24 protein-coding genes are annotated in these 25,406 nt (G+C 53.2%); 12 read left to right on the top strand and 12 right to left on the bottom strand.

What is annotated here, in order from left to right; genetic code table 11:
* Window positions 1-161: 161 nt before the first annotated feature.
* From C173_RS02480 to ylbJ, 4 genes are all read right to left on the bottom strand, one after another.
* A complete protein-coding gene (locus C173_RS02480) occupies window positions 162-1,613 on the bottom strand; it encodes a S41 family peptidase (protein WP_036722086.1) in 1,452 nt (483 codons plus the stop codon).
* A 34-nt stretch (window positions 1,614-1,647) separates the two neighbouring features.
* The gene (locus C173_RS32640) at window positions 1,648-2,826 is read right to left on the bottom strand and encodes a stalk domain-containing protein (RefSeq protein WP_051477765.1); all 1,179 of its coding nucleotides are present in this window, start codon (window positions 2,824-2,826) and stop codon (window positions 1,648-1,650) included.
* Window positions 2,827-2,998: 172 nt separating this feature from the next.
* The gene (locus tag C173_RS02470; RefSeq protein WP_036722084.1) at window positions 2,999-3,796 is read right to left on the bottom strand and encodes an NAD kinase; all 798 of its coding nucleotides are present in this window, start codon (window positions 3,794-3,796) and stop codon (window positions 2,999-3,001) included.
* A gap of 132 nt (window positions 3,797-3,928) precedes the next feature.
* Window positions 3,929-5,200 (bottom strand): sporulation integral membrane protein YlbJ, encoded by a 1,272-nt coding sequence (ylbJ, locus tag C173_RS02465; RefSeq protein ID WP_036722081.1) that lies wholly within the window; start codon window positions 5,198-5,200, stop codon window positions 3,929-3,931.
* A gap of 439 nt (window positions 5,201-5,639) precedes the next feature.
* On the opposite strand from ylbJ, the gene C173_RS02460 reads away from it, so the two are divergent.
* Together C173_RS02460 and C173_RS02455 are read left to right on the top strand one after the other, a co-directional pair.
* Window positions 5,640-6,023: a globin domain-containing protein gene (locus C173_RS02460; RefSeq protein ID WP_036722077.1), complete on the top strand. Its 384-nt coding sequence runs from the start codon at window positions 5,640-5,642 to the stop codon at window positions 6,021-6,023.
* A 29-nt stretch (window positions 6,024-6,052) separates the two neighbouring features.
* Entirely contained in the window at window positions 6,053-6,757 is a 705-nt protein-coding gene (locus C173_RS02455) for a DUF2225 domain-containing protein (RefSeq protein WP_235191738.1), read from the top strand.
* 120 nt (window positions 6,758-6,877) lie between these two features.
* Here the strand turns inward: C173_RS02455 and C173_RS02450 are convergent, their stop codons facing one another.
* Entirely contained in the window at window positions 6,878-7,108 is a 231-nt protein-coding gene (locus tag C173_RS02450) for a hypothetical protein (protein ID WP_036722073.1), read from the bottom strand.
* A complete protein-coding gene (locus tag C173_RS02445) occupies window positions 7,105-7,296 on the bottom strand; it encodes a YycC family protein (RefSeq protein WP_036722071.1) in 192 nt (63 codons plus the stop codon). Before C173_RS02445 ends, C173_RS02450 begins: the two co-directional genes overlap by 4 nt.
* A gap of 104 nt (window positions 7,297-7,400) precedes the next feature.
* Here C173_RS02445 and C173_RS02440 point away from each other — a divergent pair, with 104 nt between their 5' ends.
* Both C173_RS02440 and C173_RS02435 read left to right on the top strand, forming a co-directional pair.
* Window positions 7,401-9,200, top strand: a complete 1,800-nt coding sequence (locus C173_RS02440) for a M3 family oligoendopeptidase (protein ID WP_036722069.1) — start codon at window positions 7,401-7,403, stop codon at window positions 9,198-9,200.
* A 392-nt stretch (window positions 9,201-9,592) separates the two neighbouring features.
* Complete coding sequence (locus C173_RS02435; protein WP_235191739.1) at window positions 9,593-9,967, top strand: O-methyltransferase; 375 nt, start codon at window positions 9,593-9,595, stop codon at window positions 9,965-9,967.
* A 114-nt stretch (window positions 9,968-10,081) separates the two neighbouring features.
* On the opposite strand, the gene C173_RS02430 is transcribed toward C173_RS02435, so the two are convergent.
* Together C173_RS02430 and C173_RS02425 are read right to left on the bottom strand one after the other, a co-directional pair.
* Entirely contained in the window at window positions 10,082-10,315 is a 234-nt protein-coding gene (locus C173_RS02430) for an alpha/beta-type small acid-soluble spore protein (RefSeq protein ID WP_036701727.1), read from the bottom strand.
* A gap of 102 nt (window positions 10,316-10,417) precedes the next feature.
* Complete coding sequence (locus tag C173_RS02425) at window positions 10,418-11,389, bottom strand: aldose 1-epimerase (protein WP_036722064.1); 972 nt, start codon at window positions 11,387-11,389, stop codon at window positions 10,418-10,420.
* Window positions 11,390-11,836: 447 nt separating this feature from the next.
* On the opposite strand from C173_RS02425, the gene trpS reads away from it, so the two are divergent.
* On the top strand, window positions 11,837-12,826 hold the full coding sequence (gene trpS, locus C173_RS02420) for a tryptophan--tRNA ligase (protein WP_036722062.1): 990 nt from the start codon (window positions 11,837-11,839) through the stop codon (window positions 12,824-12,826).
* A gap of 1 nt (window position 12,827) precedes the next feature.
* On the opposite strand, the gene C173_RS02415 is transcribed toward trpS, so the two are convergent.
* Window positions 12,828-13,019: a hypothetical protein gene (locus C173_RS02415; RefSeq protein WP_036701722.1), complete on the bottom strand. Its 192-nt coding sequence runs from the start codon at window positions 13,017-13,019 to the stop codon at window positions 12,828-12,830.
* Between the two features lie 610 nt (window positions 13,020-13,629).
* The gene (locus C173_RS02410) at window positions 13,630-14,634 is read right to left on the bottom strand and encodes a metal-dependent hydrolase (RefSeq protein WP_036722058.1); all 1,005 of its coding nucleotides are present in this window, start codon (window positions 14,632-14,634) and stop codon (window positions 13,630-13,632) included.
* A 206-nt stretch (window positions 14,635-14,840) separates the two neighbouring features.
* Here C173_RS02410 and cyoE point away from each other — a divergent pair, with 206 nt between their 5' ends.
* Entirely contained in the window at window positions 14,841-15,773 is a 933-nt protein-coding gene (cyoE, locus tag C173_RS02405) for a heme o synthase (RefSeq protein ID WP_036722057.1), read from the top strand.
* A 31-nt stretch (window positions 15,774-15,804) separates the two neighbouring features.
* Complete coding sequence (locus tag C173_RS02400) at window positions 15,805-16,422, top strand: SCO family protein (protein WP_036722056.1); 618 nt, start codon at window positions 15,805-15,807, stop codon at window positions 16,420-16,422.
* A gap of 107 nt (window positions 16,423-16,529) precedes the next feature.
* Here C173_RS02400 and C173_RS02395 read toward each other — a convergent pair whose 3' ends face one another.
* Both C173_RS02395 and C173_RS02390 read right to left on the bottom strand, forming a co-directional pair.
* Window positions 16,530-16,889 carry a DNA primase gene (locus tag C173_RS02395; RefSeq protein ID WP_036722053.1) on the bottom strand — a complete coding sequence of 120 codons (360 nt, stop codon included), beginning with the start codon at window positions 16,887-16,889 and terminating at the stop codon, window positions 16,530-16,532.
* A 110-nt stretch (window positions 16,890-16,999) separates the two neighbouring features.
* Window positions 17,000-18,178, bottom strand: a complete 1,179-nt coding sequence (locus C173_RS02390) for an MFS transporter (protein ID WP_036722051.1) — start codon at window positions 18,176-18,178, stop codon at window positions 17,000-17,002.
* A gap of 253 nt (window positions 18,179-18,431) precedes the next feature.
* Here C173_RS02390 and C173_RS02385 point away from each other — a divergent pair, with 253 nt between their 5' ends.
* The 5 genes from C173_RS02385 to C173_RS02365 all read left to right on the top strand — a co-directional run bounded on the left by C173_RS02385 (window position 18,432) and on the right by C173_RS02365 (window position 25,304).
* Window positions 18,432-18,875 (top strand): hypothetical protein, encoded by a 444-nt coding sequence (locus tag C173_RS02385; protein ID WP_036722049.1) that lies wholly within the window; start codon window positions 18,432-18,434, stop codon window positions 18,873-18,875.
* A gap of 51 nt (window positions 18,876-18,926) precedes the next feature.
* Complete coding sequence (locus C173_RS02380) at window positions 18,927-20,066, top strand: transglutaminase-like domain-containing protein (protein WP_036722047.1); 1,140 nt, start codon at window positions 18,927-18,929, stop codon at window positions 20,064-20,066.
* Between the two features lie 150 nt (window positions 20,067-20,216).
* Window positions 20,217-22,283: a peptidoglycan D,D-transpeptidase FtsI family protein gene (locus tag C173_RS02375; protein WP_036722045.1), complete on the top strand. Its 2,067-nt coding sequence runs from the start codon at window positions 20,217-20,219 to the stop codon at window positions 22,281-22,283.
* 33 nt (window positions 22,284-22,316) lie between these two features.
* A complete protein-coding gene (locus tag C173_RS02370; RefSeq protein WP_036722042.1) occupies window positions 22,317-24,431 on the top strand; it encodes a peptidoglycan D,D-transpeptidase FtsI family protein in 2,115 nt (704 codons plus the stop codon).
* A gap of 93 nt (window positions 24,432-24,524) precedes the next feature.
* Window positions 24,525-25,304: a Cof-type HAD-IIB family hydrolase gene (locus C173_RS02365; protein WP_036722039.1), complete on the top strand. Its 780-nt coding sequence runs from the start codon at window positions 24,525-24,527 to the stop codon at window positions 25,302-25,304.
* Window positions 25,305-25,406 lie beyond the last annotated feature (102 nt).

Genomic DNA, 25,406 nt, shown 5'->3' with positions numbered 1-25,406 from the left:
TAATTGTATCGAAAAAAAGAGACATTCTTTGTGTCGAATGTCTCTTTCAGTTCTTTATGGACTTTTTCAGTGGCCTCCACACTAGCTGAAGGGGCTTTTTCTAATTCTATGGGCGGGCGAGAGGGCACGGGCCAAAGGTATGCGAAAAACCTCTGACGATTCTATTTCACAGCTAATTTCAGCTGTTTCAGTGAAGCATTGTAGCTCCATACGAGCGCAGGGAACTTTTTCTTGAAGGCATTCAGCTCGATGAAGGACTCTCCGTCCTGGAACAGCGCCTCCTTGGAGGCCAGGGTGAACCCGAATACGTTACCGGCGCCGGTGGTCAGCATTACCTTTTTATTCTTGGCATCCCAGGAGACCTCATTCTCCACTAGTGCGGCGAGGACACGGGAGGCAGCATACACCTTATCGCCCTGCTTGATCAGACCTACATTTCCGGCAAAAGCAGTGCCGTTGATATCCAGGATATGATGGTCACCAGACGCGACAATCTCTTTCATACCGGCAATTTGCAGAGCGGTAATCAACTGGGCAGTTTTGCCCTTGACCTCGATATCAGGAGCAAGCCCGATATGGTTGAAGTCCTCCTTGTTCGGAGTCAGATACTTCATGGTGGTCAGCTTCAGCTCGCCGCCGCCGGACATGGGAATCAGGCTCTGAATCCGGGCCTTTCCGTATGAGCGCGTGCCTACAACTGTAGCCAGCTTGTTGTCACGAAGTGCACCGGTTAAGGCTTCGGAGGCGCTGGCCGTATATTCATTGGTCAATACGACCACAGGCACGCCGATCTTGCTGCCGTTCGTAATTGCGACCGGCTTCAGTGTACCGGTCTGATCGGAGGTGTACATCATAATGCCGGAATCCATGAACTTTGAGACGATATTCTGGGCGCTGTCCATATAACCGCCCGTATTATCTCGCAGATCAAGAACCAGCGATTTCATGCCGCCTGAACGCATTTTGTCCAGCGCTGCGGAGAATTCCTCATCGGCAGTCTGGGTGAAGCCGTTAATGGAGATATAAGCAATTTTAGAGTTAAGCATCTTGCTGGTTACGGAGCTTGTAGCAATTTCACTGCGGGTTACCGTATAGGATTTGTTAGCTCCGTTTCTCTGAATCAGCAGAGAGACCTTCGTGCCCGCTTTGCCGCTCAGCTCATCGCCGTTCGTATCAGCCACCCGCACTCCGTTGATCTTGAGAATGGAGTCGCCGCGCTTTAGCCCTGCGGCCTCGGCCGGTGAACCGCTCATGACCTCTTCAATATATAGCTCTTTGGCCGTATACATCAGCCGGACACCGATGCCGACATATTCCAGATCGACCTGATGACCGAAGTCAGCAGCCTCCTCCTTCGTGAAGTATTGGCTATAAGGATCTTCCAATGTGCCTACCATACCGTCAATTGCACCGCGGATAAGTGTATCCTGGTCCACACCCTCAACGTTGTAATACTCCAGATATTGCATAATTTCATTGATGATCTCCGTCTTCGAGGCTTGCGCCGCTTCTGTAGAGGCAGCAGCATCTGCCGCTGAAGCAGCAGGGGCCCAGGCGATGGATAGTGCCAGACAGCCGCTTAAGAGTGCGGTAACGATTTTGGCTGATTTCATGAGTTCATTACATCCTTTAGATGAATTTTTGAATTTAGGACTGCGCGTCGAAGCCGATATGATAAGTAGTGTCGATCGTCCAGGCACCGCTCTCCGGCTTCGAGAGCAGGAGGATCAGAGACTGGGTATAGGTCTCCTTCGATTCACCGTCCGTAATCACCACTTCCGTATAGACTGCGGCTTCATAGTCAGTGTAATAGAAGACATTGGAGGAAGACACCGCATAGCTCAGATCGTAGGTTTTGAAATAATCACGCAGCTCCTCTTTGTAAGAGTCATCCTCTTCCTTATCGTACGAGGTCATCACGGCAAGGACTGCATCTGCATTGCGGGCATTCATACCCTGGTAGTATTTGCTTAGCGTATCCTTAATTCCGGTCTGATCGCCCTGTGGAAGCACAGCGGGCTTCATGCCTTGTTCGCGCGTCAGCAGCACAGAGGATTCCTGCAGCTCCATTTCAGAGATCTTCCACGCGCCGTCTTGACGGATCAGTGTATATAAATATTCGTACTGCTCATCCGGAGTATAATAACCGCCGGTTCGTACTGCTTTTTCGACAGTATAGACTGTAGCTTCATTGCCTGTAACACTGAGGACTTTAAGACTCTCAATCGTGTTCTTGATGTCATATAGCTCGAACTGGGAATTCATATTGCTTACAGCTTCTGGTTTGTCTGCCCCTGCATCGACAATCGAATAGAAGCTGCTGGCCTTCTCTTCATTATAATATTGGTTAGCTAATTGAATGATAGCCTTGATCTCCTGCTCACTGGAGGCGGAGGACGGCGATACGGTGATCTTCACGCTGCGGCTGGCTGCATCCCAGACCGCTGTGCCCCCGGTGGCTTCGGCAATGAAGCGCAAGGGTATGTAAGTGGTCCCGGCGTTCGATACAGGAGCAACTGTAAGCTGCTTGACGGTTCCATTGACGCTGGCCCGCTTGCTGCCTACCTTAAGGCTGATATCCAGGCCTGTTCCGGTGCCGGTTACCGTACCCGTCTTGGAGTCCCACAGCACCTGCAGGCCAAGCTTCTCAAAAACAACGCGGAAAGGCACGAGCACCGTATTATTCTTCAGATACGGAGTCCCTGCTGTGAAGGCAAGATTGCTGCCGTTAATATACACCTTAATGGGTTTGTCTGCGGCAAAAGCGGGAACCGCCAGCACAAGGGCCAGCAGGCTGATGCCTAGCAGGGATACTAATTTCTTCAATAGATTCGCTCCTTCAAATAGAAAACTTTGTAAAATAGAACCATTATACCATTTGGAAATTCCGTCTGTCTATTTATTCTACGGGATACTGCCAGGCTCAGTAGAGTTCCCGTCAGCCGGCATGATAAAGCCGGAGATCGGGAGCATCTCCGGCTTTATCGGCAAATACTAACTAGACCAAGAAGGCCTCCCGGACACGGTTCCAGAACGGGAAAGGGCGGTAACGAGCGAAGCTGATTTTTTTGTCAGCGACCTGAGCACGTACCGAAATCAGATCATCCACTGGAATATTATTATGGTCAATGGTCAGCAGCAGGCGCTGATCCTTGCGCGAGAAGATATCGCAGTGATGATGCTTAGGCAGCATTAGCGGCGAGCCCATGGTGCGGAATACCCGGTTATTAATGGAGGCAATTTCAGCAATCTGCAGCGCCTCGATCGAGGGGTGTACCATAGCGCCTCCCAGACTTTTGTTATAAGCGGTACTGCCGGAAGGTGTGGATACACACAGGCCGTCCCCGCGGAACATCTCAAAGGTCACATCATTAATATCCACCTGGATCACAACCGTCCCGTCCACGCCCTTAAGGGTGAATTCGTTCAGGGCAATGTGCTTGCTGGAGCCGGATTTCTTATGTATTTCCAGTTCGAGCAGCGGATACTGTACGATACGGGGTTTATGCGGCCCAACCTCTCCGCACATGTAATCAATTAAGGACGGCAGCTCTTCGGCCTGCCAGTCCGCATAGAAGCCCAAATGGCCGGTATGCACGCCAACAAATGCGAGGTTCGGGATCTGATCGATAAACGTATGAAAAGCGTGCAGCATCGTGCCGTCACCGCCAATCGAGATCACGATTTCCGGTGATTTGGCATCCAGCTCCAGATTCCGGCCTTGCGCCAGCTTGTGAAATTGCTCCGCTAGTTGGATGGATAATTCATCTCCGCGGTCCAGAACATAATATCTCAAGGTGTACAGGCTCCTTTGTGTAATTCAGTCATACACCGATCATAATCAATCTTGACCCGGAACACAATATTAGCGCTGTGAAAAGCCGGAATCCGCTTCAGTGCTGCATCAGCAGAGCCGTGACATATCGAATTAGCTGCGGTGCGCATAAGATTGCCGCCACAGCTTCCCGAGCACAAAGACTACCAGAGACAGGGCCAGCATGACTGCCAGCAGAAGGCAGAGCAGGCTGATGCTGCTGATTAGAGCGGCTTCTGGAGCGGCCAGCCCGGAGGCGGCGGGTAGTATGGACCACTGACCAGCCAGTCCCGAGCTGACTACCGGCTTCCAGAGCAGGAGAAGCAGAACCGCTGAGAGGAGGGCATGCACCAGGCGGGCGGCCATGAACGGGAGATAGCGCAGTCCGGTACCGTTCAGGATACTGGCGACCTGTGCATGAACCGACAAGCCGCCCCAGGAGAGGATGAACGCTGCCGCCGCAGCCTTGAATTGCAGCGGCACGCCTCCGGCAGCTTCACCAGCCGACCGGGCGCCGAGCGTCACTTCGAATAAGCCGCTGACCAAGGCGGCTGAGAGCTCAGGCGGGAAGCCGGCCAGCGACAGCAGTCGTCCGGTCATGCTGAACAGGGCGGACATTACGCCGGCACGGGCGAGCAGCTCCATCAGCACATTGAAGAAGACAACCAGGCCGCCGACAACAATAATAAGCTGGAGTGAGGAGGTAATGGCACTCTTCAGCAGCTCGCCGAGACTTCTGCCGTCTACCCGGCGCGCATTTGCCATCGCGTTCAGGGCAGTCCGCAGCCTGCCGGGGCCTTGTCCTTCCGGAGATGCAGAAGAGCTGCCTGCATGGGGGAGGGCGGTGTTCGCAGCTGCTGCTTCCGGCCTGCCCCGGCCATGGAAGGACATCAGCAGACCTACGATGAGCCCTCCTCCGTAATGGGCAAGGGCAAGCACAAGCCCCAGAGAGGCATCGTGAAAGAATCCGACAGAGACCGCACCCAGCAGGAAAATCGGGTCTGAGGAGGTCGTGAAGGCGACGAGCCGCTCGCCTTCGATTCTGCTGATCATTCCCTGCTCGCGCAGCTTGGCGGTTAATTTCGCGCCGACAGGGTATCCTGATACATATCCCATTGCTAGGGCAAAGCCGCCGCTGCCGGGTATATTGAAGAGCGGGCGCATCAGCGGATCAAGCAGAGCGCCGAAGAGATGGACGATGCCGAAGCCCAGCATAATTTCAGAGATGACAAAGAACGGGAACAGCGAGGGAAACAGCACATCCCACCAGACGGCGAGCCCGCGCAGCGCCGCATCCAGGGAGCTTGCGGGATGGACCAGCATCAGCAGCATACAGCCCGCCAGCACGATCCCGAGCAGCGGGCTTGCGATTTTGTTCAGAGTCATCGGTTTCTCGCCTCCAGTTCTATGCTTAGTTGTATGCCGAAAGCTGGACAAACAGCACAAAAAAACGAGGAAAACGGTTACATTTACCGGTGCTTTTTCATTGAAATTATGGTATTATAAACTTAATTAATGCACATCTTGTTGAGATAGATTTTCAGGGATGGAGTGATGGTGATGAGTGTAGTTGCCGGAGTGCTCGTTTGTGCTTTTGTATATGTGATCCGGGTCTCCCTTGTCCCGCCTGGTGATGAAGATTTTAGAACATACTGATTAGCTTACGAGCGCTGAACTCTGGTTTGGCGCCTTTTTTTGTTCAAATTTTTATTTTCATAGGCTTAGCAGGCATGTCTTAAGGCAGGGATAACTGTGCAGCCTGTTTTTTGGTATAATGATAAGCAACTGCTTATCAGATTAATATGGAAGAAGGCGAAACCTCCAAATGAATCCGAAAGAGAGCCTGTATGACAGCCTGGGAGGCGCTGAGGGAATTCACCGTCTGGTGACTGTGTTCTATGCCAAGGTGCAGCTTCACCCGCAGCTCAGCCCGTTATTCCCTGAAGATATTACTCCGGTGCTGGAGAAGCAATATCAGTTCTTGAGCCAATTCTTTGGAGGCCCTGCCCTGTTCTCCGAGCAGCACGGCCATCCCATGATGAGAGCCAGACATATGCATGTCCCCATCACTCCTGCTCTGGCGGAGGATTGGCTCGCCTGCATGAAGGCGGCGCTGGAGGAGATTGGTGTGGAGGAGTCCCTGCGTACGTTTGTCCTGAGCCGGCTGGCGGGTCCCGCCCATCATTTTGTCAATATGCCCCATGAATAAAGTGTAGTTGTGAAAGGATGAGGGCACCCGTGCCGGAATTAATACCGCTTTACTCGATCAAGGTTACCTGCTGTAACTGTGAACATGAATTTTCAACCTCAAGAGTACGTCCCAGCCTTAAGAAGGCCATCCGCCGCGATGCGGACTTCTGCTCCTATTACAAGGCGGAGAATCCCGATTATTATGTGGTTCGGGTCTGTCCAAAGTGCGGCTTTGCCTCCACGGAGAATTCTGCAGACAAGCTGGCCGACTGGCAGCGCAAGTCCTTCGATGCACAAGTAGGAAGACGGTGGCAAGCCCGCGACTTCGGAGAGAAGCGTAGCTGGGAGGAGGCGCTGGAGACGTACAAGCTGGCGCTGATCTGCGCGCAGAGCATTAAGGACAAGGAACGTATTATAGCCAGCCTGCTTCACCATATTGCCTGGCTGTACCGTTATCAAGGGGATTCGGTGCAGGAGCAGCGTTTCCTGGCCTATTCGCTGGATGAGTATGTGAAGGTGTTCGAGAATGATTCATCCGGTGGTAATGATGCGCGGCTGATGTATCTGATTGGTGAGCTGAACCGCCGGATCGGGGAGTTCGCCGCTGCTGTGCGGTGGTTCTCAAGGGTCATTAATGACCAGCGGATTACGGATGCGGCCATGATCCGGGCTTCTCGCGAGCAATGGGCCATTCTGCGTGAGCAGATGCGCGGGCTGGACGTTGATCCGGACGGGCTTCCCGCAGGTACATAGAAGGCGGAGTGAGGGTGTTAGAGTGTCTATCCGGTATACCGGAACGCAAAAAGGCGTAGAAGGGATGCCTCTTCTACGCCTCTGCCCGCTTAAGCGGGGCGAACTGCCGGACAACCGCGTTTAGCGGACCGCCCGGTCAAACAACAAGTAGTCATTGTCATTATCAATGACGGTGGGACTTGCACTGCAGCAGGGAAAGACCAGCAGCTTTTTTTTGCCGTCACGCACGTGCTGCAGCTCCCGCGGCTTCATCGGCAGAAGAACATTCTCATGGTCGCAGAAGGGGCAGTATTGCACGTACATGTCGCCAAGAATAATGTCATAAGGCCAGGTATGGCTGAAGGGGATCATTGCTTGTCCTTCTCGTCAGAGGGAGCAGGCACGCTGCCTTCGGGGGTCTCGCTAGCAGCTTTCTTGGATAATTCAGCGATCTTTTGCAGCAGGATATGTTGGGGCATATGCATCAGGTGTTCCAGCGGAACGCCGAGTTGTTTCGATAAGGTGATGGCCGTCTCCGGCGATATTTGCAGTGGCTTCATCAGGATGCCCTCCTTACAATTAGTGGAGTATCATGATTCACTTTACCATGGCTGTACCGCAAATACAAAGAAAACTACTTATAACGAAGGAATGGTGAGTATATATGAAACAACCGTTATCACTGACATGGGAGCTGGAATCGATTTTTCCGGGAGGCTCTGCCTCCCCGCAGTTTGAGAGCTTCCTGAGCCAGCTCGAATCCGATATTGAGCGCCTGCGCGCACAGGTGGCTGCCGCTGCCGCACCGGCTGATGCGGCTTCAACGAAGGGGCTGGACCCGGTCATTGAGCTGCTGCAGAGCTGTGCCGGACGCCTTACACAGGCCTCGGAATTCGCCGGCTGTCTGGGTGCACAGAACCAGCTCGACAAAGGGGCGGTGAGACTGTCCTCCAAGGTAACGGGGCTGCGCGCCGGTTATGAGGGCATCAGCTCTGCCTTCGATAACGTGCTCCGGCAGACCTCTGACGCGGTATGGGCCGAGTGGATGGCCCGGCCGGAGATTGCCCCGCTGAATTTCGTGCTCAGTGAGAGCCGGAATCTGGCCCGTGAGAAGATGAGCCCGGAGCTGGAGAGCCTGGCACTTGAGCTTGCAGTTGACGGCTATCATGGCTGGAGCGAGCATTATGAGACGATTGTCGGACAGATCCAGATTCCTTGTGAAGAAGACGGGGAGCAGAAGCTGCTCTCTGCCGGGCAAGCCTTCAACAAGCTGGCGGATGAGAATCCTGAGGTCCGCAGTACGATGTTCCGCAAATGGGAAGAAGCCTGGGGCGGGGCGGCCGACTATTGTGCAGATACCTTGAATCATCTGGCAGGCTTCCGCCTGAAGCTGTACAAGGGCCGCGGCTGGGAGGATGTGCTGAAGGAGCCGCTGGGCATCAACCGTATGTCCCGTGAGACCCTGGATGTCATGTGGGATGTAATCACGAAGAGTAAGCCTGCCCTGGTATCTTATCTGAAGCGCAAGGCGGAGATTCTGGGTCTGGAGTCACTCGCCTGGGTCGATGTGGATGCGCCAGTCGGCAAGTCCTCCGGCAAAATTCCCTATGAACAGGCAGCCGCCGACATCGTGACCCAGTTCCGCAAATTCAGTCCGAAGCTGGCGGATTTCGCCAAACGCGCCTTCGACAAGGATTGGATCGAGGTCGAAGACCGGGCCGCGAAGCGTCCGGGGGGCTTCTGCGTCTCCTTCCCGGAGAGCAAGGAATCCCGCATCTTCATGACCTACAGCGGTACGCCGTCCAATGTATCCACACTTGCGCATGAGCTGGGCCATGCCTATCATTCCTTCCTGCTGGAGGACCAGCCGCTGTTCAACCAGAACTATGCGATGAACGTGGCAGAGACGGCTTCCACCTTCGCGGAGGTCATTGTATCGGATGCGCAGGTGAAATCTGCGACGGACAGTGAGGAGAAGCTGGCGCTGCTTGAAGCGAAGATCCAGAACAGTGTGGCGTTCTTCATGAATATCCATGCCCGCTTCCTGTTCGAGACCCGCTTCTATGAGAAGCGCAAGGCAGGTCTGGTAAGCAGTGAGGAATTGTCCGCGCTGATGGAGGAAGCCCAGAAGGAAGCCTTCTGCGGGGTTCTTTCCGAATATCATCCTCATTTCTGGGCGTCCAAGCTTCATTTCTATATCACAGATGTGCCGTTCTACAACTTCCCGTATACGGTAGGGTATATGTTCAGCACCGGTCTATACCGGCTCGCGCTTGAGGAAGGGGCTTCCTTTGCCGGTAAATATGACAGCCTGCTGCAGGATACCGGAGTGATGACGCTGGAGGATCTGGTGTCGAAGCATCTGGGCGTTGATCTGTCCAAGCCGGATTTCTGGCAGGGGGCTGCAGATTTAATCGTTGCCGATATTAATGAATTCCTGGAAATGACGGAACAACGCGGCTAAGAATTTGTCGAAAATGAGACGAAATGCTTTTTTACTGTAAAATGATGGCGGTTGAATATGGTGTGAATGTGCAAAGACCCCGGTTAAGGGGTCTTTTTATGCTGTTTATTTGTCGATAAATGGCGACAAAAGTTTGTATATTGCTATTAATACTAAATAATTTGCGCATTTATAGGGATTATAACCCAATTATGTTGAATAATGTTGTGCGTGTTTAATTAGTATCCTATAATGAGCCTAAAGCCTTATATAAGCGCTGCTAGACCCACAAAATTCAAACAACTGCTTACGAAGCAAGTGTTGTGTGAGGCAGAGCCATGAGGCTGCATCACCCACAAGACTTTTAGGAGGAAATGCATGTGAGGACGGAACAATTATCGCTTGCAAGACAGATGGATCTGGTATTTCATGAGCTGCAGGAGGAATTGTCAGGACTGAATTCAGGGACCGTATTTGTACAGATCAGGAATAATATCATCGGCAAGTTCGGGGTCCGCCACAATCCGCTCGCCGGACGCAGCGGAAGCTTCGCAGCCGGGCAGGAGGGGCTGACTTCAGGCCAGCAATCCTCATTCCGCGTCATGGCGCTGGAGAGCCTGAAATATAAGAAACGGTGGACACATGGAGAGATCAGCTATGAATTTGCTGTACGCCAGGGGATGGTGGTGGTGGATGCCACGCTGGAGTCCAATTACAATATGGCGAATCTGATGATCCGCTATCCGCGCAGCAGCCACGGCGATGTCTCGGATCAATCCTTCGGCTGATTCTATATACATATAGAAAAGCCCCCCTGCGCTTCGACGAGAAGCGCGGGAGGGCTGTGAAGCTGCTCGGTCTATGCCTCACGGCTTAGACGGTTTGTAAAGATAAGGTAGCGATTACGAACGACCGGACAGTTGTTGCTCTGCCAGTTGCACCAGACGTTTGGTGATATATCCTCCCAAAGAACCTGTTTCGCGGGAAGTATAGTTCCCATAATAACCGTCAGCCGGGATAGTTACTCCAAGCTCTTGTGCTGCTTCATATTTCAACTGCTGCAGCGCTGCATTCGCTTGAGGAACGACCAGGTTGTTAGAACGGCTACCACGACTTTGTTGACCTGCTTGACCCATGTGTGCTCACCTCCTTCGCCCGTTGTGAAGATAGTATGAGCGCGGGAGGGAGAATTCATGCACGGATGTTGAAGTTTTATAGGATGGTAATTATTATGAAATTTATTGTTCCGGGTAGATCATCTGCAGGGTGCCCCCCAGCACCAGCGTCTGTCCGGGTTCAAGCGTGATCAGCCCGGTAGCGGAGGCGTCCTGCTGGAGATTAGGCGCATCCGGGAGCCAGGTGAGCGGTTCAATGCACAGGAACTGGTCGGCCTCGCCTTTGGTATAGAGAATCCAGTGGCGGAAGAAGTCAGTATCGGCTGAGTAACGCAGCCCGTACCCATCATCGCGCATCAGGCTGGCCTCGGCAGGCTGGCCCTCTGCTATACGCAGGACGGTATCCAGGTCCGCACCTTGAAGATTCAGCCGGGTATGCAGGCTCGTAAGCTCTCCGAGCGGCAATAGTTGTCCGGTAGGCAGGAGATCCTCACTCAGCTCGCAGACGGCCCCGGCAGGAAGGGTAACATTCCAGCGGGACGGCGTTCCGTCAAGCATGAACCAGGTATGGTAGCCTGCGCCAAAAGGAACACGCTTGCTGCCAAGATGAGTGACCTTGAGCGTCTGCTGCAGCCGGTCATCCTGAAGCCGGAAGGTCATTTCAAGCTTCAGCGGCTCAGGGAATTGTCTGATCCACTCCGGATCATCTGTGGTTATGAACTCAGTGGTGACCGCGCAGCCGAACTCGTCCTCCTCAATATCACTGACACACCAAGCCTGGGCGCGGTGCAGCCCGTGAATATGATGTTCTCCCGCATTCCGGTCGAACTGGTAGCTTGTGCCGTCGAACAGGAAGCTTCCGCCGCGTATGCGGCCAGGCGGCACAAGAAGCGGAAGGCCGAAGTGATAAGGCTTCTGCATATATGATGCCAAGTCGCTTTCTTCAGGCTGACGGAGGATCTGCCGCTCCATGGTGCGGTCCCATAATGAAATTACGTTATTACCCAGCCTGGGCAGAAGCGTGACTTCCAGTTCCCGGCTATGCAAAATATACGTATCATAACCGTTCCATTGCCCTTTGGTCACCTGTTTCATAAGAGATATGCTCCTTTGATAAGCTGTAATCGGATTACATACACACGAATACCTTTATCATACCAGATTTATCCGGCGGAGGTTAGGGATTTGACAACTTCTCCGGGCCGATCTATGATGGAGGCATCAATTAACACAAGTAATGCGATGACAGGGACAAGTAAGCATGGACTGTACCTCCAGAAAGCCGGTGGCTGATGTGAACCGGTGGTGCACCTCTGACTGAATGGACCCTTGAGCGCCGCGCTCGAACAGGCTGCAGAAGCCCTAAGTAGACCGGCCGTCTCTTCCCCGTTAACGGAAGCCAAGGCTGTTTGCATAGATCCCTCCGGGGACTCCAGGCAGCGAATAAGGGTGGTACCACGGTCTCACGTCCCTTGCGGATGTGGGGCCTTTTTGCGTTCCTTGCACCAGCGGACAATTATAATGATGATGGAGGATAAGAGGATGGCTAAAAAAGTATTGTCGGGCATACAGCCCAGCGGTTCACTCACACTCGGTAATTATATCGGGGCAATCAAGAATTTCGTCAAGCTTCAAAAGGAATACGAATGTTATTTCATGGTGGTCGATCTGCATGCCATTACGGTAGCCCAGGACCCCGCAGCCCTGCGCGAGAATTCGGAATCGGTAGCCGCGCTGTATCTGGCTGCAGGCATTGATCCATCGATCGCGCATGTCTACATGCAGTCCCATGTGCCGCAGCATGCCGAGCTGGGCTGGATTCTGACTACGCTCACTGCCATGGGTGAGCTGGAACGGATGACACAGTTCAAGGATAAGTCGGCCGGCAAAGAATCCGTAGGCGCAGGTCTGTTCGTCTATCCGTCGCTGATGGCCGCCGACATTCTGGTCTACAATGCGGATCTGGTACCGGTAGGCGAAGACCAGAAGCAGCATCTGGAGCTGACACGTGACCTGGCGGGACGCTTCAATCACCGGTTCGGTGACTTCTTCACCGTCCCTGAGCCTTACATTCCGGAGGTCGGAGCGCGGATCATGTCCCTGGATGACGGCACCAAGAAGATGAGCAAAAGCGATCCCAACCCCGGCAGCAGAATCGGACTCCTGGACCCGCCTGATGTAATCCGCAAAAAGATTAGCCGGGCCACAACGGATTCCGGCCGTGAGGTTATTTTCGACCCGGCGGCTAAGCCGGAGATCAGCAATCTGATGAGCATCTATGCCGAGTGCTCGGGAATGAGCCTGCAGCAGATTGCCGACAAATATGAAGGCCAAATGTACGGCGGCTTCAAAAAAGAGCTGGCTGAAGTGGTCGTAGCGCTGCTGGAGCCAATCCAGCAAAGATATCAGGACATCCGCAGCTCAGGGATGCTCAGCGATATTCTGGCTCAGGGTGCCGAAAGTGCACGTATAAGTGCCGCCCGTACCCTGGAGGGCGTGAAGGAACGGATGGGCTTCCTGCCTACCCGTTAAGTTAAGGGGTAGGCTGGTTGCTCTCCGCCTTGCGTCTCAGCCTGGCCTTGACGATGAAGCCCCAGCCGATGTTAAGCACGCACAGCGCGCCGAGCAGCAGCGCCAGCCAAATGTTATAGCTGATCGAGATGGAAGCTGCTGTGAGGAGTAGAATTGAAGAGCAGGCGAACCACAGTGACAGACCTTTACCCATATGTTCCAGCCTTCCTTTCTGCTTCAAATAATGTACAAGTGAATCCCGGTGTGCTCGCAGCATGCCGGGATTTCACGTAAAGTGAGCGTATAGGCTTTGACCTGTAACCGCTTTGTTGTTGATTGTGCCTTATGCGGTCCCGGACGTCAAGAGGGGGGCAAGAGAATAGATCCCCGTTAAATAAAGTCTATAACGTATTAGGTGAGCTGCATAATCCTGCACAAATTGCAACATCTCGATTAATAAATCGCTCCAAATCAAATAATGTTGCACAAAAGGCCACAATCTTCCTCCCCCAAACGGCGGAGCGGGGAAATTCCTGCATTTCATGCAACAATCCCTACAGCGACATCTTAATCCCTGTTCCAGAGTTGCAATATTTACAACATCTCGGCGTGAACTTTGACCGCACAGGTGGGCTTAACTCCATTCCCTGCAACAGCAGACTGTCCGTGATGAAGACACTTATATTACAAATAATTACTAAGTGTTGAAGGCTTGCTTGTCTGGAGCTGGTTGTAGTTTTAATTCGTTTATGTATTTTAGGTAGTTAATGTAATTAAAAAAAGGCACCTGCCCCGGCAGATGCCACCTGTCTTCAAAAAACTTCCTACAGCTTAACGGTTCCCGGATCAACGGCGAAGCGCTCATCCAGCTTCTCGCTGCTCAGCCAGCCGACATAAGTATTCAGCGGTTTATACTCATGGTCCATGACCAGCACAGCCACGAACGGGAATTGCTTACGGTGTAAATAACGGACATCTCCCCAGCGTACAATATAACCAGAGGGCAGCTCCTCCACCTCCGCGACAGCGTACGAGGTGAAGTACAGGAAGGCCTGAATATCCGGATGGGATTTGGAACGCTCGACAGCGGGGTGAGTGGAGCACACCGCATGCTTGAACCATTCCAGCCGTCCGCTGTTCAGCAGCCCGACATTGTAGCTTCCGTCCGGCTTAGCTTTGACCAGATTCCACCGCGTTGGCGAAATGGTTGGGATCACATAGTAACGGTCGCCTGCATTATGGTGAACATCCTTGTTCTTGATGCTGCGGGTAATGCGGGCATGAACGAGGGTCCGCCAGATGTAGTACAAGACGATGCAGGCATACAAGGTGATGAACAGGGGAGCGGGCGGTACCAGTCCGCTGATCCAGAGAATTATCGCCGCTGCATGGCTGCCGAAGATAAACGGATCGAAAATATGGATGATGTTCCAGGCGATCCATTTCTCGGTGAACGGGCGTGCGGCCTGAGTCCCGTAGGTGTTGAACAGATCGGAGAATACATGGACGGCAACGCCGATGAAGCTCCAGAGTGCGATATGGCTTAAGGTACTCAGGTCCGTGAAGCCGAACAACGGCCCGATGACCACGGTGATCAATGCCGGCCACAGCAGTAAGAAAGGCAGGGAATGGGTGATCCCCCTGTGATTGCGGATGTATACCGCGTTATCCTTCAGACGCAGGGCGGTATCGGCATCCGGTGCCTGAGAAGCCAGTACAGTAGCTACCATCACCGCTCCGGCAAGCGTTCCATTCGAAGCGACGAGCGGATCGACGAAGGACAGACCTGCAAGTCCAAGTCCCATAACAAAATGTGTGGCAGTATCCATTAGTCAGATCTCCTTTGTACGGAAGTTCTCTATTAATAACTACCCATTATTGGGCTAAGTTATTTAAGGACGGGAAAATAAATATCGTCACGTAATTGTCGAATTAATGAACATCTTGGTCAATGATTGTCAAAGTCTTTCCCAGTTTGCTATGATAAAGTTAATAGCGGAGTGTAAGAAGTTCCCTAGAAGGAGGAACCCGATACGTGGACAATCAATTGAGATATCAAGCTTCTTCTGATTCCGCATCAATGTCTGCCAAGTCTCCACCGGAAGGTGCAAGCTGGCGCGACTTTATTACCGTTACGAAGCCCGGCATTATCCGCTCCAATCTGATTGCGGCATTCGCAGGCTACTGGGTGGCATCAGGCTGGGATGTACAGTATGGCCGTCTGATTTTGACTTTGCTCGGCACCATGCTGGTCATGGCTTCAGCCTGTGTCTTCAATAATTATTTTGACCGCGATTTGGATATGAAGATGGAACGGACCCGGGAACGCGGGCTGCCTACAGGAAGGCTGAAGCCGACAACGGTACTTATCTATGGCATTGGGCTCGGCATTGCCGGGCTGGGCGTGCTGTTCGCCTTCTGCGGCGTACTAGCCGGATTATTCGGCATAGTCGGCATGTTCGTATATGTTGTAGTGTACACCCTTTGGCTCAAAAGAACCTCCACCTGGAGCACCTCGGTAGGTGCGATCTCGGGAGCCATGCCTCCTGTCATCGGCTATGTGGCTGTTACAGGAACAGTGGATCTCGGCGCCTGGCTGCTGTTCGCAATGCTCTTTTTGTGGCAGCCGCCCCATTTCTGGGCCCTTGGCATCCGCCGCAAGGAGGAATACAGAGCAGCAGGATTTCCGCTCCTTCCGGTTGTGAAGGGGACGCGCCGCACCAAATTCCAGATGATTCCTTATGTGGCATTGCTGCTACCGGTGCCTGTGCTGATGTACGCCTATGATTATGCAGGTATATATTATCTGATTGTATCACTGGGACTGTCGGTGGCATGGCTCTACTTAACTCTAATCGGATTCAAGGCAAAGGATGATGAGGTATGGGCGAAGAAAAGCTTCCTCTTCTCCATTAATTATCTGACGTTAAGTCTGATTGCCCTGGTGCTGAATACCATTCACGTGTAATTATTCTTAGGATAGAGGGGGAGGGCGTCCTGTGCAGACCTTGAAGCGCTACAAGTGGACCTGGCTGCTGCTGCTGATTGCAATAATTATGGCTGGCTATCTGGCAGTCCAGTCCTTTGGGTTCGGTGAGAAGAAGCTGCCTGTCATCGGTCAGGTACAGGACTTCTCTCTGGAGAATGTGGACGGGAAGCAGATCAGTCTGGCGGATACGGCAGGCACAGCAAGGCTGGTCTATTTCTTCTTCACGGTCTGTCCCGATGTGTGTCCGATTACCACCTATATGCTGTCAGAGACGCAGGATATATTGGTTAAAGACGGCAGCTTCGGCAAAGACGTTGAATTCGTCTCGATATCTTTCGATCCGAAGAATGATACAAGGGAAGCGATCAAGGCCTTCGCCGACAAGTTCCATGCCGATTATAACGGCTGGTACTTCCTGCGGGGGGATCAGGAGCAGGTACGCAAGCTGGCAGCGGAGTCCTTCAAGGTGCTGATCTATGGCACGAGCAAGGATGATTTCGCCCACGCGAACCTTATTGGCCTGGTGGACAAGAACAACCGGCTCCGGGGATTGTACGATGCCGGGGATACGGAGAATGTAACGCCGGAGTTCCTGGCCAGAACGGTTAAGAAGCTGGCCCGTGAATAGCACAGGAACGCAATAAACGAGGGTGTCCGTGGAGCAGTGGAGCTGCTGCACAGGACACCCTCGTTTTGTGGTGAAAGGTTAAGAATGTATATGCTTCATGCGATGAATTATCCTTCTATACCCTGCGGATACGGCTGGGGGTAAATAATGAAATCTTCAAGTCCGGCCTTCTCCAGCTGGGTGATGTTATATTCATCCGGAGTCCCTTCCACGCCGGCATAACCCTTGCGGGTATACATATGAATGGCATCGGGAAAGGCATCACGCAGGACTGCACGGATTTTTTTGCCTGAGCTGTCATTGTCCATGTACAGGTAGACTTCCCCGTCCCGGATGGTATTCCGCAGGGATTCCAGCTTCAGGGTATTCAGCGTACCGAAGGTGCACAGAATGTCGACCTCTGGTTCAAGCAGCCGCCTCAGTCTGCTGCGGTCGTTCTTGCCTTCGACAATAATGGTGATGGACATATGCAATCAGCCCCCGGATCTTAGTTGTTATGACGATATTGTACCTAAGCTGCGCTATTTTTAACAGCTTGGCGGAACAATATGTATTCATTCCCCGGGAAATGTCGCATTCAGGCGGCCGGGCTGTTCCAGCCGGGAGCGTAGGAAGAGAGACGGCCGGATCTGCCCGGAGGCAGCAGCATAAGGGCTGTCATCAGCAGCACGAAGGCGATGAAGTACGGGGACACGTACTCCCTTAGCTGCCCGGCAGCGACGGGTCCGGCGAAGGCTCCGAGGGACATGGCGATGGATTGCAGTGAGAAGGTCCGGCCCAGCCGTCCTGCGCCGCCCAGGCTGATGAAGAGGGAGGCCATTGCCGGAAACAACACGCCTTTGGCAGAGCCAAGCAGGAAGAGGACCACTCCGGCCGGGATGCTGCGGAAGGCAGCCAGGGTGAAGAAGCAGAGAGCCATCCCCAATAAGGCAGCGGCAATGCGGATACCCGGCGAGATACGGTTCAGGAAAAACAGGCAGAGGGTCGCTAGCGCTCCCAGGCTGAGCAGGGAGAGCAGAATTCCGGTAGAGACCATTCCGTCTTGTCCTTGTGACAGCGGAAGCTCGAAGAACAGTACGCCCTGGGAGCAGGATACGAAGAAGGGCAGCAGATAGTAACGCCTGGAGACTGCAGGCTGGGCGGTAGCGGCCGCCACAGGCTGCAGGTTCTCCTTTACCGGGAGTTCAGACTTATGCAGTACTAGGGCCGGATTATGCTTCGGCACACTGAAGAAGGCCATCACACCGGTGAAGATCAGGAGCCACCCCAATGTACTGAACGTGCCGGAGTAACCGGCTTTGGCGACGATGAAGGCTCCGGCGGCAGGGGAGACAACCGAAGCCAGCGTGTGAATAATTCCGTTGCCTGACATGTATTTGCCCTGGGTCGCAGGGTCAGACGAGAGCGAGGCCAAGAGAGTCATACAGGCAGGGGAGAGGAACGCCAGGGCGAACCCGCTCGCTGCCCGCAGCAGGAGCAGATGCCAGGGCAGCTGGGCATGCGCCTGCAGAAGCAGGATCAGACCTGCTACGGTAAGGGCGAATACGATATAGCGGCGGCTGCCGTTGCGGTCTACAAGTACACCGGCCAGCAGATTGCCCGGGAGGTGGGTCAGGGAATACATCCCCATCATCCAGCCGATGAAGGCCGGGCCCGCTCCCAGGGACATGGCAAAGGGTGTCAGGATAGGGTACTGGGCATGTAAATCGAAGAACGCCAGGAACATGAAGAGGTACAGCCACATTGCAGTTTTCACGGATAACACCTCCAGATTAGCGGCCAGCCGCTGATGACGGAACGGATTCCAGCAGAGGGAACAGCCTACTTGTACTTTACGTGCGGCAGCGGGGGCTTATACCATTTTCTTGGCCAGCCCCTGTATGCAGTTCTGCATTCCGGCAACCATGAATTATAAGGGTCATTCATGTATAATAATTAATATTAATGAAATGTCTGACGGGACAGCGTCCCGGAGTGGCGAAATTTGCGATTGGGGTGTTGTGAAATTGATGAATCCGGAAGTGTGGTCACAGTTTATCAGAGAGAATTGGCTTGTTATTGTTATTGCGCTTGTCCTGCTGTTCGCAGTCGTTAACATCGTTAAGACTATGCTGAAATGGGCTATCGTCGTCGTTATTGTGGTGGGGTTATTCATTTATAGCGGGGTGACCATGGATCAGATCGGTAATGCCGTTAACAAAGTGGCGGACGGGACAGTCAGCACGCTGAAGAATGAGGCGCAGGAGGTTATGCTCAAAGAAGCGCAGGAGGCGGTCTATACCTCCGGCGGTGACGGCACCTTCACCATCACTACTCCTAATCTGGAGGTGAAGGGCTCCGCTGCAGAGGACAAGGTGGAAGTGGTCTTCCGCGGAGTCAGCCTCGGGAAGTGGAGCGTTACGGATACAACCAAGACCTTCATCGACGAAGCCCGGAAGCAGGCGGGCAAGTAATAGTGCAGCGGGCTCAGGGTTACCTGCAGCAGCAGAAGGAGGAGTGATTCATTGAATACCTGGATAGAAAGTCTTCGTGAAGCCAATATCATCTCCATTGTTCTGCTGCTGATCGTCCTCTTCTCTGCACTGCAGGGCTGGGGCCGGGGCTTCCGCAGAGCAGCCGGAGGGCTGTTCGGCATGCTCGGATTAGGAGTGCTTGCGGCAGCTTCGCTGGTGATGGCGATTCCCGCAGCCGTATACCTCTCGCCTGCTGCCGGGAACTGGGCTTCCGGCATTACTCCGCCGGAGGACAAGCTAAGCCAATGGCAGCAGCTATATTATACCGGTGCCTCTGTACTGGCGAATTCACCGGTAGTGCGGTTTCTGTTGCTGCTCTTGCTGTGCTATACCTTGATTCGTCTGCTGCTGGGTCTGCTGTTCCTGCTGCTGCCGTTTCGCCTGCCGCGCCAGTCCGGGAGGGGTTCGGGGCGGATCACAGGCGCCAGCCGGCTGGTCGGGGCAGTGCTTGGCACCGCCGCAGGGCTTACCCGGGCCATGGTGCTGGTCTTTGTCCTGTTCATCAGTGTCGCCCTGAACCCGGACAGCGGCTTCAGCCGCTATGTGCAATCATCACCGGTCTACAGCCAGAGTGCGGAAGCGGTATTTGAGCCGCTGGCCGGTGAACAGGTCAGAGGCAAGCTTCCGGTACTGACCAAGGCGGTAGCCGCCGAGATGAGTGACATTCTCCGTCGTAAATATGAGGTGATTGACCATGATATTTCGGCGGATATTGCCGGTGCAGCCGCAGAAATCGCCGGACAAGCAAGCGGCGATGAAGAGAAGGCCAGGCTGCTCTATGACTGGGTAGGCTCGCGTATTGCCTACGACTATAACAAGGCAAAGAATTATGAAGAGAGACGGATCTGGCACGAGCAGACCCCGCAGGATACGATGGATACACGGCTTGGGGTATGCATTGATTACGCGCGGCTCTATGCCATGATGGCCCGCTCGCAAGGTCTTCAGGTGCGTGTCGTCACCGGCAAGGGCTATGACGGGCAAGGCGGTTATGGCCCGCATGCCTGGAATGAGGTCTATATCAGCAGCAGCGCAGCCTGGATTCCGCTCGATTCCACCTGGGCCAGCAGCGGCAACTGGTTCAATCCGGGGGATTTCGACTCCACGCATATCAAGGAGAACATCCTCTGAGAAGGAAGCGGACGCTCTTGTATCTATGGTACAATAACAGCGGGCAAGTGGAAACGGCTGTGTCGTCCTTTCAAAGGACGGTACCGTTAGCTCTTGCTCGTGATCTGACGGATAAGCAGTACTGCAAACCATACAAGGAGAGGACTTGCTGTGAGATGGTTCGGTAAACCGGGCTCCGGCCCGGGTGATGGAGAGACCCGCAACTACCTGAGCTTACGCATAAATCTGTTTTTCTTCGGCACTTTTTTTATTTTTGTGATCATTATGATCCGGCTTGCGGGACTGCAGTTTGTAGAGAGTCCCGAGCTTAGCGAGGTGGAGGCTAGCCGGGAGACCAAGGATGTTCCGCTTGCGGCGATCCGGGGGACTATTCACGCGGCGGGCGGGGAAGACATCGCCCATTCCACACCGATTCAGTCGCTATTCGTTACGTTAACCCAAGAATACACCGCGAAGGTCAAGAATAAGAACACCGGCTTATATGAACCCACCGCTGAAGCCAAGGAGAATACGAAGGCGCTGGTGGCGGGGCTGTCATCCGTTTTTGAACAGTATGGGGATCCCTCTGCGAAGAAGCTGCTCAAGGAGGATATCCTGCAACTGCTGGACCTTGATTACAAGAAGTCACTGGGGTATGTACCGCGCAAGATCAAGGCCGGTCTTACGATGAAGGAAGTCGCCCATCTGATGGAGAACAGGCAGCGTTATCCCGGGGTGTCAGTGGTGGAGGAGAGTATCCGCCATTATGACAAGGACACGGTGGCTGTCCAAACGGTTGGTTATATGAAGCAATTCCGTTCTACAGAAACAGGATATAATTTATACAAAAATATCCGCAGCGCCATGAAACAAACGGGTGCGGACCCGGGACTTAGCTACAGGGAAGATGAGTTCGTCGGCATCTATGGTCTTGAACAGCAATACCAGCGCGAGCTTAGAGGGAAGAACGGGTATCAGACGATCTCAGTCAATGCCCAGAATATGGCCGAAGAGGTTATCGCGTTGGTCCCGCCCGTCAAGGGCAACGATATCTGGATGACGATTAACAAGCAGGTGCAGATGAGCACAGAACAGGCGATTATGGATCAGCTCAACTGGCTGCACCGCAACCCTGTACAGGGGAAGCTTCATAAGGATGCGCTCACCGGCTATGCCGTTGCGATGGAAGTCGATACAGGCAATGTAGTGGCAATGGCGAATATGCCGGACTATGATACGAATGTCTGGAATGCCGAGAGGCTACCGCCAGAAGAGTGGGCCAAAATTGAGGACTATTATCAGAACGGGACGATTACCGATATTTCCTCCGGTATCTCCGGCAACGGACTGAAGTCATTGATCTTCCTGGGTTCCACGATTAAGCCGTTAAGCGTCCTGATCGGTCTGGAAGAAGGCTTATTCACTACCGGTGATACTTACGTGGATAAAGGAATTGGTTATTTCGGTAAAGATAACAGCTCCTCCGTGAGAAATTCCTCCGGCCATGTCCTGGGCCCGCTTAGTCCGGCGAAGGCGATTCAGGAATCCTCGAATGCTTTTATGGTAGAGTGGGTTGGTAATGCCCTGTACAAGAAGTATCCGGGAGAAGGCATTGCCATATGGGATAAATATATGAAGGCATTCGGGCTTGGGGTATCTACGCAAAGCGGGCTTCCCGGTGAAAGTCCCGGGGTTGCCGATTATCTTGATCCTAAGAAGGCAGGCTCTGCCCAAGCGGCGCTGGTCTATGCCTCCTTCGGCCAAAAGGGGAAATACACCGCACTGCAGCTTGCCCAGTATACGGCAACACTTGCGAATGAAGGCGTGCGGATTAAGCCCCAGCTCGTCAGTAAGATTACAGATCCCGATGGGAAGACGGTTAAGCAATTTGGACGGGAAGTCCTGGACAGCATCACGTTTCACCCTTCTTACTGGAAGGAGATCAAGCGCGGGATGAATACTAAGGTTAAGGCGTTTGACGGATTCCCGTATGACTTCGCCCGCAAGACAGGAACCTCTGAGATGGAAGCCTTCGGGGCCATCCGTGACAACGGGGTGTTCATTGCTTATGCTCCGCGTGAGCAACCTAAGCTTGCGGTGGCCGTGATTATTCCGGAAGGCGGCTTTGGAGCGAACAGTGCCGCACCGGTAGCCCGCCGGATTTTTGAAGCCTATGACCAGGAGTATGGACTGGATGGAGTCCCTAAGAAGAATGTGCCAGAGTCAAGGGTGGATTAAACGGTTTATTTTGATGTAGAGGAGTGAAAAACTGTGGGTGTTTTCCGAAAGCAGGCCTCCCCCCCGGAAGAGAAGGACAGCAAGAGCTCGCTTGGCCTGCGGCTTAACGTGTTTTTCTTCAGCACGTTTGTTATTTTTTGTGTCATTATTATTCGCCTCGCAGTTATTCAATTTGTGGAAGGACCGACGCTGACCGAGGTAGAGACCAGCCGGGATACCAAAAGTGTCCCGCTCGCCTCCATCCGCGGAGGCATCCGCGCAGCTGCAGGCGAGCAAATTGCCTACTCCACCTCCGTTCAAACGCTGTATGTTACGCTTACGAAAGAATATACAGCCAAGGCGGTGGACAAGGAGACGGGGATCAGCTCGCTGAAGCCGGAGGCAAGAGCCAATGCGTATGCGCTGGCGAATAATCTGGTTGCGAAATTTGACGAATATGGCGACCCGAACGGCGAGAAGCTGACCGTTAATGAAGTGATTAATTCTCTGGATTTATATTTCAAGAAATATTCGGGCTATATGGCCCGCAAGATCAAATCCGGTCTGACCACCAAGGAAATCGCCTATTTCATGGAGCACAAAAGCGAGTTCCCCGGTCTGGAGATCGTAGAAGAAGGCGTGCGTCATTACGACAAGGATACCGTTGCCGTGCAGACGGTCGGCTATATCAAGCCCTTCAAATCCTCCAACACGCTCAACATCTACAAGAATATTCAGAGCGCGATGAAGAAGATCGGTGCAGATCCCGGCCTGAATTATAAAGACGATGAATTCGTCGGCTTCGACGGTCTGGAGCTGCAATATCAGCGGGAGCTGCGCGGCAAGAACGGCTATCAGGTCATCTCGGTGAATCCGCAGAACATGGCCGAGAAGGTGGAAGAGGTTGTGCCGCCTGTCAAGGGTAATGACATCTGGATGACGATTGACAAGAATGTTCAGCTTAAGACGGAGCAGGCCATCACCGAACAGATTAATTGGCTGCACCGCAACTCTGTACAGGGTAAGACTCATCCTGACGCCAAGACAGGCTACGCCGTGGCGATGGAGGTCGATACCGGCAATATTGTGGCCATGGCCAGTATGCCGGATTACGATACCAATGTCTGGACAGCGGAGAAGCTGGATTCAGATACCTGGAACAAGATCATGGGCAATTACCAGAACGGGACGATCACCCCGTATTCTTCCGGCCTGTCCGGTCATGGATTCGGCTCCACAGTGCTGCTCGGTTCCACCATTAAGCCGCTGACGGTGCTGATTGGTCTGAATGAAGGCTTCTTCAGTACCTCCTCTACGTACACTGACAAAGGGATTGCCTATTTCGGTAAGGATGATAAATCCTCTGTCCGAAATTCCTCGGGTCACGTATACGGCCGGATGGGTCCGGCTAAGGCGATTGAGGATTCCTCCAACGTGTTCATGGTGGATATGGTCGGTAAGAAGCTTTATGAGCATTACAAGGGTGAGGGCATTAATATCTGGGATAAGTATATGAAAGAATTCGGCCTGGGCGTATCTACGCAGAGCGGTCTGCCTAATGAATACCTGGGACAGATCAACTACACAGATACTAAGGCAGCGGGCAGTGCGCAAGCCGCGCTGGTCTATGCCTCCTTCGGACAGCAGGGCCGTTATACGGTGCTGCAGTTAGCCCAGTATGCCTCGACGCTTGCGAATGAAGGGGTGCGGATTAAGCCGCAGCTTGTCAGCAAGATTACGGATTCATCGGGCAAGGTGGTCAAGAAGTTTGAGCGCGAGGTGCTGGATGAAGTGACGACCTTTGACAAGTCCTATTGGAGAGAGATTAAAAAGGGCATGAACAGTAAGGTCTCCGCATTCGCAGATTTCCCTTATGATTTTGCCCGCAAGACAGGGACCTCGCAGCAGCTCGGAAAAGGGCAACTGCGCGATAACGGGGTATTTATTGCCTTCGCCCCTCGTAATAATCCTAAGTTAGCGGTGGCTGTGGTCATTCCGGAAGGCGGCTTCGGCTCCAACAGTGCCGCTCCGGTTGCGCGTAAAATTTTCGATGCTTATGACTGGGAGTACGGACTGGACGGTGTGCCTAAGAAAAGCCTGAAAACAGCGAACTCAAATGACGGCGCTGCTTCCGGTGACAGTGCCGATAATACTCCTGCAACAAACTGATGATATTATAATCGAGTAGGAGATGGATCTGCGTAATACCAAATATACGGTTGCCTTCAAACGAAAGAGCAACCAAGAATGGAGGGGTGGCAAATGACTGCCAAATACCGCCTGCTAGCATTGGATATGGATGGAACCCTACTGAACGACGAACAGAAGATTACCCCGCTTACGGTGGAATGGATCAAAAAAGCGATGGAAGCCGGCGTACATGTCTGCCTGTCTACCGGACGCTCCTCGCGCAGTGCGATGCCGTATGCTGAACAGCTTGGCTTGAACACTCCGATGATTATGGTCAACGGAAGTGAAGTCTGGCGTGCGCCTCATGAGCTGTATCGCCGGTCCCTGATGGATGTTGAACTGGTCCGGGAGATGCACAAGATCGCTGAAGAATTCGATATCTGGTTCTGGGCCTACTCCGTAGATGAAGTGTACAACCGGGATAGCTGGGACGGGGAGATTGACAGCAGGGAATGGTTGAAATTCGGCTATTCCACCGAGGATAACGATATCCGTCATAAGCTGCTGATGCGCCTGCAGGAGCTGGGCGGGCTGGAGATCACCAACTCCTCGCCGTTCAACCTGGAGATTAATCCGCTTGGCGTCAATAAGGCTTCAGGCATACTTGAAGTATGCAAGCTGCTCGGCATTAACATGTCCCAGGTTGTTGCCGTAGGCGACAGCCTCAACGACCTGGCAGCGATCCAGCAGTCCGGCTTCGGAGTGGCTATGGGCAATGCGCAGGAAACTGTTAAGCAGGAAGCGGATGCGGTAGTAGCTACGAATAATGAAGACGGGATCGCGGAAGTGATCCAGAAGTACATCCTGACAGAGGCCGGAACCTCGGCCGGTAGAGTGTCGAAACGAGCTTAAGATTACTGAGAGACAACAATATAGGTGGGAGTAACGGAGGGGAAGTTTGAGCTGTAGGAGCGGTAGCGACCGCCTGAAAGCTTTCCGTAGGAAAGCTAGCTT

The organism is Paenibacillus sp. FSL R7-277 (assembly GCF_000517965.1).
Taxonomy (GTDB): Bacteria; Bacillota; Bacilli; order Paenibacillales; family Paenibacillaceae; genus Paenibacillus_AQ; species Paenibacillus_AQ silagei.
The sequence above is the reverse complement of the archived record's forward strand: the minus strand, read 5'-3'. Positions and strand labels throughout refer to the sequence as shown.